This window comes from Pseudomonas sp. NFACC42-2 (genome assembly GCF_900116055.1).
GTDB classification, from domain to species: Bacteria; Pseudomonadota; Gammaproteobacteria; order Pseudomonadales; family Pseudomonadaceae; genus Aquipseudomonas; species Aquipseudomonas marginalis.
Genome location: NZ_FOZO01000025.1, coordinates 18,899 through 33,193 on the forward strand (window position 1 = coordinate 18,899; position 14,295 = coordinate 33,193).

Here is a 14,295-nt window from a genome sequence, read left to right on the forward strand (position 1 = left end):
GTTTCACTCATTGCTGACCACGCAACCCCCTTGCAAAAAACGGGCAGCTCACTAGTCTTTGCGGCAATACACCCGCCACGCCTCTGGTTGCGTCAGTAGCCAAGCACAAATTGTGCGGGTTTTTTATGCCCGGTATTTTTTGGGTATGAGGACATTCAGCAAACCCGCCATTGACGTTCCTGCCCAGCTTGAACTGCTCAAGCACCGCGGCTTGAATGTTCAGGACAAGGTTGGCGCCGCGTTTTTTTTGCAATCGGTCAGCTTCTTTCGGCTCACTCCCTATATGCGGCCGTTTCAGCAGCCGGACGATATCAACCATCGTTTTCGTGACGGTAGCCAGTTTGAACAGTTAACTCGTCTCTACGACTTCGACCGACAGCTTCGCTTGCTGACCATGGACGCCATCGAGAGAGTCGAAATAGCATTGCGCTCGGCCATCAGCAACCACATGGGGCCCGCCCATGGCAGTCACTGGTATATAAACTCGCAGATGTTCCATCAGATGTTCGATCATCAGCGGCTGCTTACGACGCTGTCCCTCAAACAATCCACAGCCATGCGTCACTTCCAGCGCGAATGCGAGAGCATCGATCGATTGCGCGCGGACGACATGAGAAAACGCCTCCTTAAACGCCAAAGAGCTAAAGAAAGCTACGCCCGTTACTACCCAGCAACCTACGTCCACCCACCTCTTATGCCAGGCTGGGCCATGTTGGAGGAACTGACGCTGGGTGATTTATCCCACTTATATAAGGGCTTGGCGAAAGACGCGGATAAAAAGGCCATTGCCAAGCGCCTGGGACTTGCGGCCCCCCTCATGCAGTCCTGGCTGCACACCCTGACCACCATTCGAAACATGTGCGCCCATCATTCACGACTGTGGAACCGAGAGTTAGGCATTCGTCCCGAACTGCCAAGGAAAGCCAACTTCTTATGGCCGGGACAGCTCTTTCAGCCAGGGCCACACACCCGCATTTTTGCAGCACTCTGCATTCTGAATCACTTGATGCATCAGGTGAGCCCCCACAGTCACTGGGATCAACGCCTGCATCGCCTGATTTACGAATTTCCGGAAGTTAGCCTGAAAGCGATGGGCTTCCCTCTCGATTGGTATCAGGACCCTTTTTGGCATGCGCTTGGAAACAGAACACCCCGCTGCTTCCGGTAGCCTTCGCCAGCCCTTATAGTTGCCCCATTCCCGCTTTATTCGAGACGCCCCATGAGTGAACCCACGCCGTACATCTTCGACGTCACCAGCGCCAATTTCGACCAGGCCGTGATCCAGAACTCCTTCGAAAAACCCGTGCTCGTGGATTTCTGGGCCGAGTGGTGCGCGCCGTGCAAGGCGTTGATGCCCATGCTGGCGCAGATTGCCCAGAGTTATCAGGGTGAGCTGCTGCTGGCCAAGGTCGATTGCGAGGCGGAGCAGGACATCGTCGCGCGGTTTGGCATTCAAAGCCTGCCGACGGTGGTGCTGTTCAAGGATGGCCAGCCGGTGGATGGATTTGCCGGGGCGCAGCCGGAGTCGGCGGTGCGGGCGCTGCTGGAGCCTCACGTGAAGATGCCACCACCGGCGGCGGCTGACCCGCTGGAGCAGGCCCAGGCGCTGTTTGCCGATGGCCGCATCAGCGACGCCGAGGCCGTGCTGGTGGCGCTGCTGGGTGAAGACAACACCAACGCCGCCGCGTTGATTCTGTACGCCCGCTGCCTGGCCGAACGCGGTGAGTTGGGTGAAGCCCAAACCGTGCTCGATGCGGTGAAGAGCGATGACCACAAAGCCGCCCTCGCCGGCGCCAAGGCGCAAATCACCTTCCTGCGCCAGGCCGCCGACCTGCCGGACGCCGCCGAGTTGAAAAGCCGCCTGGCGCAAAACCCGCAGGACGACGAAGCCGCCTATCAACTGGCCATCCAGCAACTGGCGCGCCAGCAATACGACGCGGCGCTGGAAGGCTTGCTCAAGCTGTTTATTCGCAACCGCAGCTACAGCGAAGGCCTGCCGCACAAGACCTTGCTGCAGGTGTTCGAACTGCTGGGCAATGATCACCCGCTGGTGACCGTGTACCGCCGCAAGTTGTTCGCCGCGCTGTACTAATCGCCGATCCAACTGTACAGCGGCGTATCCCCGCCGCTGGCCACCTTGACCTTGGCGCTATGGCGCAGGCGCACCAACAGGCGCTTGCCCGCCGCAGCATCCCCCGCCAAACCTTCCAGTCGATCAAGCAGTTCCAGGCCGCTGAGTTGCCCGGCGTTGCGCAACAGGTCCTGGGCGTTCCGCCACAGATCATCGTTCGGCTTGACCGGCGCTGCCGGCGCGGCGGGTGCACTTGCCATGGACGTTGCCTGCAACTGCGCGCCGAGTCGCGCCCAATCGCCGTCGTCCAGCTCCAGGGTCAAGTCCACCGGCAGGTCGCCGATGGTTCCACGAATTCGCAACATCGTCCTTACTCCTGCATTTTTTCTGACGAGCATGCTCCCATGCGGCTTGCGCAACGCCAAGCGGGCGGTCAAACTCTCGGCACTATTGTTATAAGATCACATAACAAAACTTTCATCTCCTGGAGCTTTCCCATGCGCCGTCTGTTGCTTGCTTTGCCGTTTGCCCTGTTGCCACTCGCCATCGCTCACGCCGCTGACGAGCATGACCACGATCACGAACACGGCAGCCTCGGCGCCCACGAACACGGCGTCGGCCGCCTTAACGCGGTACTCGACGGCCAGGCCCTGGAACTTGAACTGGACAGCCCGGCGATGAACCTGGTGGGCTTCGAACACCTCGCCACCACTGCTGCCGACAAAGCCAAGGTCGCCGCCGCACGCAAACAGCTGGAGAACCCACTGGCGCTGTTCAACCTGCCCAAGGCCGCCGGTTGCGTGATCAGCTCCCAGGAACTCAACAGCCCGCTGTTCGGCGACAAACCGGAAGCCGACCACGACGACGATGATGACCACGACGCCAAAGACGGTGCTCACGAGCATCATCACGATCACAGTGAAATCCACGCCCACTACCAATTCACCTGTGCCACGCCGAACGCCCTGGGCAACCTGGACCTGACCCAGGTGTTCAAGACCTTCCCCGCCACCCAGAAAATTCAGGTACAACTGATCGGCCCGAGCGGCCAGCAAGGTGTTGAAGCGACCGCCACAGCAGCCACCCTGAAGTTCTGAGTGCCCATGACCCACCCATTGATCGAACTGTCTGACCTGGGCTTTAACTGGCCCGGTCACCCACAGTTACTGGACATCCCCGCGTTCCGCCTGGAAGCGGGGGAAACCCTGTTTCTCAAGGGACCGAGCGGCAGTGGCAAAACCACCTTGCTCGGCCTGCTCGGCGGTGTGCAGAAGCCCAGCCAGGGCAGCATCCGCCTGCTCGGCCAGGAGCTGACCGAACTCTCGGCCGGCGCGCGGGACCGCTTTCGTGTTGACCACACCGGCTATATCTTCCAGCAGTTCAACCTGCTGCCGTTCCTGTCGGTGCGCGAGAACGTCGAGTTGCCCTGCCACTTTTCCAAGCTGCGCGCGCAACGGGCAAAGCAGCGCCACGGCAGTGTCGACACAGCCGCCGCCACATTGCTGGCGCACCTGGGCCTGAAGGATAAGGACTTGCTGGAGCGCCGCGCCGACTCGCTGTCCATCGGCCAACAGCAGCGGGTGGCCGCCGCCCGTGCGTTGATCGGCCAACCGGAGTTGGTGATCGCCGACGAGCCCACCTCGGCCCTGGACTACGACGCCCGCGAAGCCTTCATTCGACTGCTGTTCGCCGAATGCCGCGAAGCCGGCGCCAGCCTGTTGTTTGTCAGCCATGACCAGAGTCTGGCGCCGCTGTTCGATCGCAACCTGTCGCTGGCCGAACTCAATCGCGCCGCCACGCCCGCAGAGGTTTGAGATGTATCTGTTTCGTCTAGCCATGGCCAGCCTGGCTAACCGCCGCTTTACCGCGATCCTCACCGCCTTCGCCATCGCCTTGTCGGTGTGCCTGCTGCTGGCGGTGGAACGCGTGCGCGTTGAGGCGCGCAACAGTTTCGCCAGCACCATCAGCGGCACCGACCTGATCGTCGGCGCACGCTCCGGTTCGGTCAACCTGCTGCTGTACTCGGTGTTCCGCATCGGCAACGCCACCAACAACATTCGGTGGGACAGCTACGAGCACTTCGCCGCCAGCCCCCAGGTGAAATGGGCGATCCCGATTTCCCTCGGCGACTCCCACCGCGGCTACCGCGTCATGGGCACCAACGAGTCGTACTTCGAGCACTACCAGTACGGGCGCAAACAGAACCTGGAACTGGCCAGCGGCCGCGCCTTCGCCACCGACCCGTTCGAAGTAGTACTCGGCGCCGAAGTCGCCGATGCCCTGCACTACAAGCTCGGCGATAAGCTGGTGCTGGCCCACGGCGTGGCGGTGGTCAGCCTGGTAAAACACGATGACAAGCCGTTCACCGTGGTCGGTATTCTCAAGCGCACCGGCACGCCGGTGGACCGCACGCTGCATATCAGCCTCGGCGGCATGGAGGCGATCCATATCGACTGGCACAACGGCGTACCGGCCCAGGGCAAGGGTCGCATCAGTGCCGACCAGGCGCGCAACATGGACCTCACCCCGCAAGCCATCACGGCCTTTATGCTCGGCCTGAACAACAAGATTTCCACCTTCGCCCTGCAGCGGGAGATCAACGAATTCCGTGGCGAGCCGATGCTGGCGATCCTGCCCGGCGTGGCGCTGCAAGAGCTGTGGAGCATGATGGGCACCGCCGAAAAAGCCTTGTTCGTTATCTCGCTGTTCGTGGTGCTGACCGGTTTGATCGGCATGCTCACGGCGATCCTCACCAGCCTCAACGAACGCCGCCGCGAAATGGCGATCCTGCGCTCGGTGGGCGCGCGGCCGTGGCATATCGCAACCTTGCTGATTTTCGAAGCCTTCGCCCTGGCCCTGTCCGGTGTGATCGCAGGCGTGGGCTTGCTGTATGTGTGCATCGCCGCATCGCGCGGGTATTTGCAGGCCAATTACGGCCTCGACCTGCCGATGTCGTGGCCCAGCGAATATGAATGGACCCTGCTCGCCGGTATCCTGGCTGCAGCCCTGCTCATGGGCAGCGTGCCCGCGTGGCGCGCCTACCGACAATCCCTGGCCGATGGCCTGTCCATACGTTTATGAGGAAGGCTTCGATGCGTCGCGCTCTGTTTGCGTTATTGCTGCTGGTGGCGGTGCCGGCCTGGGCGGAGGACCAGCCCAGGGATTTGTCCTGGCAGGAGATGATTCCGCCGGACGCGCCGCCGGAAATCCCCAACATGAAACCGCTGCACAACCTGTCGAACATGGCCGATGCCTTGTCCGTCGAAGCGGCGCCAGCGGCCAAGCAGGATCTGCCCAATGCGCCGGTGGTGCAGAGCCTCGATGGCCAGCACATCCGCCTGCCCGGGTATATCGTGCCGCTGGAAGTCAGCGAAGAAGGCCGCACCACCGAGTTCCTGCTGGTGCCGTACTTCGGCGCGTGCATCCATGTGCCGCCGCCGCCATCGAACCAGATCGTGCACGTGAAAAGCGAACTCGGCGTGAAGCTCGATGAGCTCTACCAGCCGTACTGGATCGAGGGGGCGATGCAGGTCAAACCGTCCACCAGTGAACTGGCCGACGCCGGCTACCAGATGGATGCCGAGAAAATTTATATCTACGAACTGCCGGAATAACGCTGATCGCCCTTTCATTGAGCTGAGTCAAAAGACCGAACGGAACGATCTTTACCATTGGACGTACAACTTCTAAACGTCCTCTGGAGCTCCCATGAACAAGTCTCTGCTCGGCGCGTCCCTCTTCGCCCTCGCACTCGCCGCCCCTGCCGTCCACGCTCACGAAGCGGGCGACATTCTGATTCGTGCCGGTGCAATCACCGTGAACCCGAAGGCAGACAGCAGCACCGTCAAAGTTGACCAGGGCCCACTGGCCGGCGCCAACCTGGGCGGCAAGGCGACCATGAGCAGCGACACCCAGCTGGGCCTGAACTTCGCCTACATGCTCACCAGCCATGTCGGTATCGAACTGCTGGCGGCTACGCCGTTCGAGCATGACGTGAAGATCAAGGGCACCGCCCTCGGCGCCGCCAACGGCAAGCTCGGTACGCTGAAACACCTGCCACCGACCCTGAGCGTCGTGTACTACCCGCTGGACAACAAATCCCCGTTCCAGCCGTACGTAGGCGCCGGTATCAACTACACCTGGATCTACGACGAACACGTCGGCAGCCGCGCCTCCGAAGCCGGCTTCAGCAACTTCAAGGCCGAGAACTCCTGGGGCTGGGCTGCGCAGATCGGCGCGGACTACATGATCAACGACAAGTGGATGATCAACGCCCAGGCGCGCTACATCGACATCAGCACCAAGGCCACCGTGGAAAACAACGCCGTGGCGCCTGGCACCCGCGCCAAGGTCAATGTGGACGTTGACCCGATGGTTTACATGGTGGGTATCGGCTACAAGTTCTAAGCAACACTGCATAACCAATGTGGGAGGGGGGTTGCTGTGGTGAGGGGGCTTGTCCCCCGCTGGGTGCACCGCGGTCCAATGGGACTGCTGCGCAGTCCGGCGCGGGGCAAGCCCGCTCACTACAGCAAGCCCCCTCCCACATTTTGCTTTGTGTCGTGTCAGCTATGGCGGTAGAACCGGTCCAGCAACGCCGGTAACCCCGCTCGCCACGCCCGCGGCTTGATGCCGAAGGTGTGGAGGATTTTCTTGCAGGCCAGCACCGCATGCTGCGGTTCGTCTGCCGCATCTGGCCGGGCCGCGTGGGCCTGGGCGGTGGGCGCTTCGACGGCCAGCGCATGGTAGCTGCGCGCTTCGGTGAGGATCGCCTGGCCCAGCGCCAGCGGCGTGGTCGCCTCATGCCCGGCGTAGTGGTAAGTGCCCCACAGCGGCGCCGCGCAATCGAGTTGCTTGAGCACCGAGATGATCACCCGCGCGGCATCGTCCACCGGCGTCGGGTTACCGCGTCGGTCGTCCGCCATCAACAACTCATCCGGTTTCTCGGCCCGCGCCAGGAAGCGCCCGAGGGTGCCGTCGACACTGTCATCCAGCAGCCAGCCAAAACGCAACAGCACATGCTGCGGGCACGTCGCGCGCACGCTCTGCTCGATCCGCCACAACGCCTGGCCACGCAGGCCCAGGGGCACCGGCTCGTCCTTTTCGCTGTAGGCGGTGGCGCGGGAGCCATCGAACACGCGGTAGCTGGACGGTTGCAGCAGGGTAATGTTGTGGTGCTGGCACAGTTCGGCCAGGCGCTCGATGGCGAACTCCTGGGCGGCCAGGCGGGTTTCGCTGACGGCTTCGGCCTGGAACCAGTCGAAATAGTAGGCGAGGTTGATCAACGCATCGGGACGGGTGTCGTCGAGCAATTGGGTGAGGCTTGCGGCATCCCAGCCGTCTTGGGGCGGTTTGGGTGCGAGGAAACCAATGTCTTCCTCTGCACCGAGGCGAATCAGCGCCTGCCCGAGGGCATTCCCGCCGCCCAGTAACATAAGGCGCATTCGCATAGATTGAGCAGGCCCGGTCTGTTTGGAACGATGGTTATGGTCGGCAGGCGGGTGAGGCATGCCGTAGGTTTATTCCAGAATCGTTGCATTTTGCGGGTTTGTAGCGCAACCGTCACGGATAAAGTGCGGGGTTGCAACTTGTTGGAGTGGGCTGCATAACTTAGGCATGAACCTTCCTGAATCAACCGACACGGTCTTGAACGGCTTCCACCCCGCCGTCAGCACCTGGTTCCGCCACACCTTCCCCTCGGTGACCAGCGCCCAGGCCCAGGCGTGGCCGCTGATCCGCCAGCGCCGCTCGACGCTGATCGCGGCGCCCACCGGCTCCGGCAAGACGCTGACGGCCTTCCTCGCGGTGCTCGATGACCTGGTGCACCAGGGCCTGGCCAACGGCGGGCAACTGCCGGACGAGACGCTGGTGGTGTATGTGTCGCCGCTCAAGGCGCTGTCCAATGACATCCAGATCAACCTGCAAACCCCGCTGGCCGGGATTACCGAGCATTTGCAGCGCCTGGGCCTGCCGCCGCTGGTGATCCGCACCGCCGTGCGCACCGGCGACACCCCGCAGAAAGACCGCGCACAGATGCGCAAGCGCCCACCGCATATCCTGGTGACCACACCAGAATCGCTCTACGTGCTGCTGGGCTCGGACTCCGGCCGGCACATGCTGGCCAGCGCGCGCACGGTGATCGTCGATGAAATACACGCCATCGCCGCCAGCAAGCGAGGCAGCCACCTGGCCCTGAGCCTGGAACGCCTGCAAGGCTTGTGCGCCGAGCCGCTGACCCGCATCGGTCTGTCGGCCACGCAAAAGCCCATCGAGGCGGTGTCGCGCTTTCTGGTGGGCACTGAGCGAGCGTGCGAGATCGTCGACATCGGCCATGCCCGCCGCCGTGACCTGGATATCGAAGTGCCGCCGGTGCCGCTGTCGGCGGTGATGGCCAACGATGTCTGGGAGCTGGTCTACGACCGTCTCGCCGCCCTTGCCCGTGAGCATCGCACCACGCTGATCTTCGTCAACACCCGGCGCCTGGCCGAACGCCTGGCTCGGCACCTGAGCGAGCGCCTGGGCAAGAGCGCCGTGGCCGCCCACCACGGCAGCCTGGCCAAGGAGATGCGCCTGGACGCCGAGCAACGGCTCAAGGCCGGCGAGCTGCAAGTGCTGATCGCCACCGCGTCCCTGGAGCTGGGGATTGATATCGGCGATGTCGACCTGGTGTGCCAGATCGGTTCGCCGGGCTCCATCAACGGTTTTCTGCAGCGGGTGGGCCGCTCCGGGCATCAGGTCGGCGGCACGCCCAAGGGGCGCCTGTTCGCCACCACCCGCGACGATCTGATCGAATGCGCCGCCCTGCTCGATTGTGTGCGGCGGGGAGAACTGGACACCTTGCAGATCCCGGTGGCGCCCCTGGACGTGCTGGCCCAGCAGATCATCGCCGAGGTCAGTGCCCAGGAGTGGCCGGAGCAGGCCCTGCTCGACCTGATCCACCGCGCCGCGCCCTACGCCGCCCTGGATGAACGCCACTACCAGGCGCTGCTGCAGATGCTCGCCGACGGCTACAACGGGCGCCAGGGTATCCGCAGCGCGTACCTGCACCGCGATGCCCTGACCCGCACCCTGCGCGGTCGCCGTGGCGCCAGGCTGACCGCCGTGACCAGCGGCGGCACCATCCCCGACAACGCCGACTACAGCGTGTTGCTCGAACCCCAGAGCCTGAACATCGGCAGCGTCAACGAAGACTTCGCGGTGGAAAGCATCGCCGGGGACATCTTCCAGCTCGGCAATACCTCCTACCGCATCCTGCGGGTCGAGGCCGGCAAAGTGCGGGTCGAAGACGCCCACGGCCAGCCGCCGACCATCCCGTTCTGGCTCGGCGAAGCGCCGGGGCGCAGCAATGAGTTATCCGCCGCGGTCGCACGTTTGCAGGGGCAACTCGACAGCCTGCTCAGCGCCAGCCCCGGCGACCTGCAACCGGCGCAAGACTGGCTCACCGGCACCCTTGGCCTGAACCGCGCCAGCGCCGAACAGATCCTCGACTACCTGGCCCGCGCGCGCCTGGCCCTCGGCGCTTTGCCGTCCCAGGACACGTTGATCATGGAGCGGTTTTTCGACGAGTCCGGCGGTACCCAACTGATCATCCACACGCCGTTCGGCAGCCGCGTCAATCGGGCCTGGGGCCTGGCCTTGCGCAAGCGCTTTTGCCGCACCTTCAATTTCGAATTGCAGGCGGCAGCCAGCGAAAATGCGATCGTACTGTCGCTGTCCACCAGCCATAGTTTCGAGCTGGATGAGGTGTGGCGTTACCTCAACAGCCACAGTGCCGAACACCTGCTGATCCAGGCGGTGCTGGATGCGCCGCTGTTCGGCGTGCGCTGGCGTTGGAACGCCGGCGTGGCCCTGGCGCTGCCGCGCTTTACCGGCGGACGCAAAGTGGCGCCGCAGCTGCAGCGCATGAAGAGCGAAGACCTGATCGCCAGTGTGTTCCCCGACCAGATCGCCTGCCTGGAAAACCTCGCCGGCGAACGCGAAGTACCCGAGCACCCGCTGGTGGAACAAACCCTCGACGACTGCCTGCACGAAGCCATGGACAGCGACGCCTGGCTTGCCCTGCTGCGGCGCATGGAGCGCGGCGAAGTGCGCTTGATCAGCCGCGACCTGCCGGCGCCCTCGCCCATGGCCGCCGAGATCCTCAGCGCGCGCCCCTACACCTTTCTCGACGATGCACCGTTGGAAGAGCGCCGCACCCAGGCCGTGCTCAACCGCCGTTGGAGCGACCCACAGAGCACCGACGACCTCGGCGCACTGGATGCGGACGCCATCGCCGGCGTGCGCGAAGAGGCCTGGCCGGCGCCCCATGGCGTGGATGAAATGCATGAGGCGCTGATGAGCCTGGCGTGCATCGCCAGCCACGAAGTCACGGCGCCATGGGCCGAGTGGCTGAACGCCTTGGCCAAGGCCGGGCGCGCCTTTCAATTACCCAATGGCCTGTGGGTGGCGGTGGAACGCCTGGGGTGTTTGCAGGCGATCTACCCTAACAACTTGCCGTTGCTCCCCGGCTTCGATGAGCCCTGGACCTTTGACGACGCGCTGGTGGAGGTGCTGCGTGCGCGCCTGGGTGGCTTCGGCCCGCAGAGCATTATCGAGATCGCCGCGCCACTGGTCTTGCCGCTGGCCGACGTCACCCAGGCGCTGGCCCGCCTGGAGCAGGAAGGCTACGTGCTGCGCGGTCGCTTCAGCCCCGGAGCACTTGAGGAACAATGGTGCGAACGGCATCTGCTCGCCCGCATTCATCGCTACACGGTCAAGCGCCTGCGCCGGGAAATCGAGCCGGTGGCACTGCAGGATTTCATGCGCTTCCTGTTCGATTGGCAGCACCTGTCCGACAGCACGCGCGGCCAGGGCAGCGCGATGCTGCCGCAGATTGTCGGCCAGTTCGAAGGTTATGCCGCCGCCACGTCGGCCTGGGACAGTGACCTGCTCAGTGCACGGATCAAGGATTACTCATCGACCTGGCTCGACGAGCTGTGCCGCAGCGGCAAGCTGGTGTGGACGCGCTTGAGCAACAAGTCCGGCGCCATCGCCCTGCGCAGCACGCCGGTGGTGCTGTTGCCGCGCAGCCAGGTGGCATTGTGGAGCGGGCTCACCGAACCCACCGACAGCACGACGCTGTCGCCCAAGGCGCAGAAAGTCCACCTGGCCTTGCGCGAACACGGCGCGCTGTTTTTCGATGAGCTGGTGCACGAAGCCCATCTGCTGCGCAGCGAACTGGAAACCGCCTTGCAGGAACTGGTCGGCGCCGGCCTGGTGAATGCCGACAGTTTTGCCGGGTTGCGCGCACTGACCACCCCGGCCAGCAAGCGCCAGGCGCGCAGCAGTCGGCGCGGGCGTGGGGCGTTTATCGGCGGCATGGACGATGCCGGGCGCTGGGCGCTGATTCGCCGCCCATCGACCGCCGCCGGCCCGCACTCGGCCGAAACCCTGGAACATGTGGCGATGACTTTGCTGCGCCGTTATGGCGTGGTGTTCTGGCGCTTGCTGGAGCGCGAGGCGGATTGGTTGCCCAGTTGGCGCGAACTGCTACGCACATTCCATCGGCTGGAGGCCCGGGGTGAGATTCGCGGCGGGCGGTTTGTCAGCGGGCTGGCGGGTGAGCAGTTTGCCTTGCCCGAAGCGATCCCGTTGCTGCGCGAAGTGCGGCGCAGGCCCCATGACGGGAGTTTGATTGCGGTGTGCGGGGCTGACCCGCTGAACCTGGTGGGCACACTGTTGCCGGGCAGCAAGGTGCCGGCGGTGAGTGGGAATCGAATTGTGTATCGGGATGGGTTGCCGGCGGCGGTGAGGGTGGGGGGCAAGCAACAGATATTGCTGGATGTGGATCAGCAGTCAATACGGGACAAGCTGATCCAGCACCGCGCAAATCCGTAGCAGCTGTCGAGCCCCGGCGAGGCTGCGTCGGCCGCGACTCGATTCTGAATCGGCAGCGCGCCTGACGCAGCCTCGCTGGCGCTCGGCAGCTGCTACGGGGTGGAGGATTATTGAGTACGCGGCTGCTCCGTCAACACCACCGACGCCGGCACCTCTTCATCCGGCTCATCCACCTGGGATGTACGCTTTGGCAACAAAACCTGCTGTGGATAAGTCTGTGCGAAGTGCACCTCATCGCAGTTATCCACAAGCTTTTTCAAACGCTGGTTGAACGCACGGCTCACCGCATATTGCCCGCCGGACACGGTACGGAACTGCGCCGTGAGCACCACGCCATTGAGGTCCATCTTGTCGACGCCAAACACCTCCAGCGGCCCTTGCAGGTTGTACTTGAGGAACACATCGTCGCGGATCGACTGCCCGGCCTCGCGGATCAGCTCCACGGCCTTGTCCACATCGGTGTCGTAGGTGAACTGCACCGAGAAGAACGCATAGGCAAATTGCCGCGACTGGTTGGTGACCGCCTTGATCTGCCCGAACGGCACCGAATGCACGAACCCCTTGCCATCGCGCAGGCGCAGGGTGCGGATGGTCAGGCCTTCGACAGTGCCAGCGTGGCCGGAATCGAGCACCACCCAGTCGCCGATGGACAAGGTGTCTTCGATGATGATGAACAGGCCGGTGATCACGTCCTGCACCAATTGCTGGGAGCCGAAACCAATCGCCAGGCCGACCACACCGGCCCCCGCCAGCAACGGCGCGACGTTGATGCCCAGGTTGGCCATGGTGGTGATTGCGCAAATCACCACCAGGATGATTTTCACCGCATTGCGCAGCAGCGGCAGGATGGTCTTCACCCTTGTGCTGGGCTGGCGATTGGAGCGTTTGTTCACCGGCGGTTTCAGCGCTTCCTGGATCGCCGTGTCGAGCACCACCCAGAACAACCAGGTCATCAGCAGGATCAGGCCGATACTGCTGAGGGAATCGCTGATCGCACGGCCCACCGAGTTGCGCTGGGCAAATTCGAACAGCGACACGCCCCAGATGCGCCCGAGGATTTCGATAAAGGCGATGGCCATGACGATACGCAGGATCGCGTGCAACAGGCTGAGGAAACGCTCCTTATAGGCACTGCTGCGTTGGATCGCCACTTGGCTGCGGGACTTGAACAGGTGTTGCAGCACCGTGCTCAGGAATACCGTGCCGATCAACAGAATCGTGGTGAACAGCGCGCAGCGCAGGGCTTTCTGGTTGTCGTCTCCGGCGCCGATCAGGTTGATCGCCGAGACCAGCACCATCAACAGGATCGGCCAGTACCAAAGGCCGGAAAATACCCGCAGCGACTGCTGCAACGCCGGGTGTTTCAGGCGCTGGGCCAGCGGGCGGTTGCGGATCAGGTGGGCCACCGGACGGCGCAGGCGCACCACCAGTACGCCAAAGATCACTGCCGCGAACAGGCCGGTAAACACCGCGATACTGCTGGTGATATTGCCCCCGAGCTGGCGGGCGATCTGCGGACTGGTCAGGGCGTCGCTGAGGGCGGCGAGGAAGCCGATCAGGAACAGCGGCTTGGGGCAGTAGTTGCGAATGATCTGCACCGCCGGCCGCTTATGGCCGACGTTGAACATCACAATCACGCACAGCAGCATCGACGTGGAGAAGATGCCGCTGCTGGTCGCATAGGCAAAGCACAGCGCCAGGGCGCGACCTATGGACGTGGGCAGGAAGTGACTGACGTAGAGCGTCAGCGGCAGGCAGATCAGCGCCGGGATCGTGTAGGGCACCACATAACCCAGTACGCCTTGCAGGCGCCCGCGGCGCTCGACGAACGGGCGCCGGTTCAAGCGCCGCACGATAAAGCGCCCCAGCAACGTCAAGAGCGCGAAGGCGCCAATCCACACACTGGACAGCAGCAGGAAGTCGCCGGCCACGCTCCACGGCGAACGCTCCGACGTCTGGTCAACCAACCGGCCGACTTCATCCGCCGCGCGATCCGCGCGTAAACGCCAGGCATCAACAAGGTTCTGATTGAGGTCGAGCTTGTTCTGCACATCATCGATGCTGGAACTGATGGCACCGAGCAATCCGCCCTCCACCAGCAACTCCGGTTTGGCCGGCGCCTCGGGCTCCGGCGCGGTGGCCGCGGCGTACAGTGCGCCGCTGCCGCAGAACAGCAGCGCGCCGAGCAGTAATGCAGTCTTTAGATTCAGCAAAACACCGGGCTCCTTCAGAAGGGTCTGTAAGGAACTGACGAATTTGAGCACTGATCGTTCCCCTGTTTCAGCATCTTTGCCGCTTGGGCAACTATCAAATGCGGCCTGCATGCCGGGGTGAGGCGTGGTGGCCCT

11 protein-coding genes are annotated in these 14,295 nt (G+C 63.4%); 8 read left to right on the top strand and 3 right to left on the bottom strand.

Features of this window, described 5'->3' with window-relative positions; translation table 11 throughout:
* Positions 1-145: 145 nt before the first annotated feature.
* Entirely contained in the window at positions 146-1,168 is a 1,023-nt protein-coding gene (locus BM416_RS27130) for an Abi family protein (RefSeq protein WP_092490058.1), read from the top strand.
* A gap of 51 nt (positions 1,169-1,219) precedes the next feature.
* Positions 1,220-2,092 (top strand): thioredoxin, encoded by an 873-nt coding sequence (trxA, locus tag BM416_RS27135; protein ID WP_092358200.1) that lies wholly within the window; start codon positions 1,220-1,222, stop codon positions 2,090-2,092.
* Here trxA and BM416_RS27140 read toward each other — a convergent pair.
* The gene (locus BM416_RS27140) at positions 2,089-2,436 is read right to left on the bottom strand and encodes a hypothetical protein (RefSeq protein WP_092490059.1); all 348 of its coding nucleotides are present in this window, start codon (positions 2,434-2,436) and stop codon (positions 2,089-2,091) included. The genes trxA and BM416_RS27140 overlap by 4 nt on opposite strands.
* A gap of 132 nt (positions 2,437-2,568) precedes the next feature.
* On the opposite strand from BM416_RS27140, the gene BM416_RS27145 reads away from it, so the two are divergent.
* The 5 genes from BM416_RS27145 to BM416_RS27165 all read left to right on the top strand — a co-directional run bounded on the left by BM416_RS27145 (position 2,569) and on the right by BM416_RS27165 (position 6,478).
* On the top strand, positions 2,569-3,168 hold the full coding sequence (locus BM416_RS27145; RefSeq protein ID WP_092490060.1) for a DUF2796 domain-containing protein: 600 nt from the start codon (positions 2,569-2,571) through the stop codon (positions 3,166-3,168).
* Between the two features lie 6 nt (positions 3,169-3,174).
* A complete protein-coding gene (locus BM416_RS27150) occupies positions 3,175-3,885 on the top strand; it encodes an ABC transporter ATP-binding protein (RefSeq protein WP_092490061.1) in 711 nt (236 codons plus the stop codon).
* A 1-nt stretch (position 3,886) separates the two neighbouring features.
* Complete coding sequence (locus BM416_RS27155; protein ID WP_027605183.1) at positions 3,887-5,152, top strand: ABC transporter permease; 1,266 nt, start codon at positions 3,887-3,889, stop codon at positions 5,150-5,152.
* Between the two features lie 11 nt (positions 5,153-5,163).
* On the top strand, positions 5,164-5,685 hold the full coding sequence (locus BM416_RS27160; RefSeq protein ID WP_065925132.1) for a DUF3299 domain-containing protein: 522 nt from the start codon (positions 5,164-5,166) through the stop codon (positions 5,683-5,685).
* 94 nt (positions 5,686-5,779) lie between these two features.
* Complete coding sequence (locus BM416_RS27165; RefSeq protein ID WP_027605181.1) at positions 5,780-6,478, top strand: OmpW/AlkL family protein; 699 nt, start codon at positions 5,780-5,782, stop codon at positions 6,476-6,478.
* Between the two features lie 158 nt (positions 6,479-6,636).
* Here BM416_RS27165 and BM416_RS27170 read toward each other — a convergent pair whose 3' ends face one another.
* Positions 6,637-7,521: a sugar nucleotide-binding protein gene (locus BM416_RS27170; protein WP_092490062.1), complete on the bottom strand. Its 885-nt coding sequence runs from the start codon at positions 7,519-7,521 to the stop codon at positions 6,637-6,639.
* Between the two features lie 166 nt (positions 7,522-7,687).
* Here BM416_RS27170 and BM416_RS27175 point away from each other — a divergent pair, with 166 nt between their 5' ends.
* Complete coding sequence (locus BM416_RS27175; protein WP_092490063.1) at positions 7,688-11,947, top strand: DEAD/DEAH box helicase; 4,260 nt, start codon at positions 7,688-7,690, stop codon at positions 11,945-11,947.
* 107 nt (positions 11,948-12,054) lie between these two features.
* Here BM416_RS27175 and BM416_RS27180 read toward each other — a convergent pair whose 3' ends face one another.
* A complete protein-coding gene (locus BM416_RS27180) occupies positions 12,055-14,160 on the bottom strand; it encodes a mechanosensitive ion channel family protein (RefSeq protein ID WP_092490064.1) in 2,106 nt (701 codons plus the stop codon).
* Positions 14,161-14,295 lie beyond the last annotated feature (135 nt).

What these genes read in the sequence shown, in the direction of transcription:
- BM416_RS27145 (WP_092490060.1), top strand. Translation starts at nt 2,569, where the DNA reads ATGCGCCGTCTGTTGCTTGCTTTGCCGTTTGCCCTGTTGCCACTCGCC.
- trxA (WP_092358200.1), top strand. Translation starts at nt 1,220, where the DNA reads ATGAGTGAACCCACGCCGTACATCTTCGACGTCACCAGCGCCAATTTC.
- BM416_RS27165 (WP_027605181.1), top strand. Translation starts at nt 5,780, where the DNA reads ATGAACAAGTCTCTGCTCGGCGCGTCCCTCTTCGCCCTCGCACTCGCC.
- BM416_RS27140 (WP_092490059.1), bottom strand. Translation starts at nt 2,436, where the DNA reads ATGTTGCGAATTCGTGGAACCATCGGCGACCTGCCGGTGGACTTGACC.
- BM416_RS27170 (WP_092490062.1), bottom strand. Translation starts at nt 7,521, where the DNA reads ATGCGAATGCGCCTTATGTTACTGGGCGGCGGGAATGCCCTCGGGCAG.
- BM416_RS27130 (WP_092490058.1), top strand. Translation starts at nt 146, where the DNA reads ATGAGGACATTCAGCAAACCCGCCATTGACGTTCCTGCCCAGCTTGAA.
- BM416_RS27155 (WP_027605183.1), top strand. Translation starts at nt 3,887, where the DNA reads ATGTATCTGTTTCGTCTAGCCATGGCCAGCCTGGCTAACCGCCGCTTT.
- BM416_RS27175 (WP_092490063.1), top strand. Translation starts at nt 7,688, where the DNA reads ATGAACCTTCCTGAATCAACCGACACGGTCTTGAACGGCTTCCACCCC.
- BM416_RS27160 (WP_065925132.1), top strand. Translation starts at nt 5,164, where the DNA reads ATGCGTCGCGCTCTGTTTGCGTTATTGCTGCTGGTGGCGGTGCCGGCC.
- BM416_RS27150 (WP_092490061.1), top strand. Translation starts at nt 3,175, where the DNA reads ATGACCCACCCATTGATCGAACTGTCTGACCTGGGCTTTAACTGGCCC.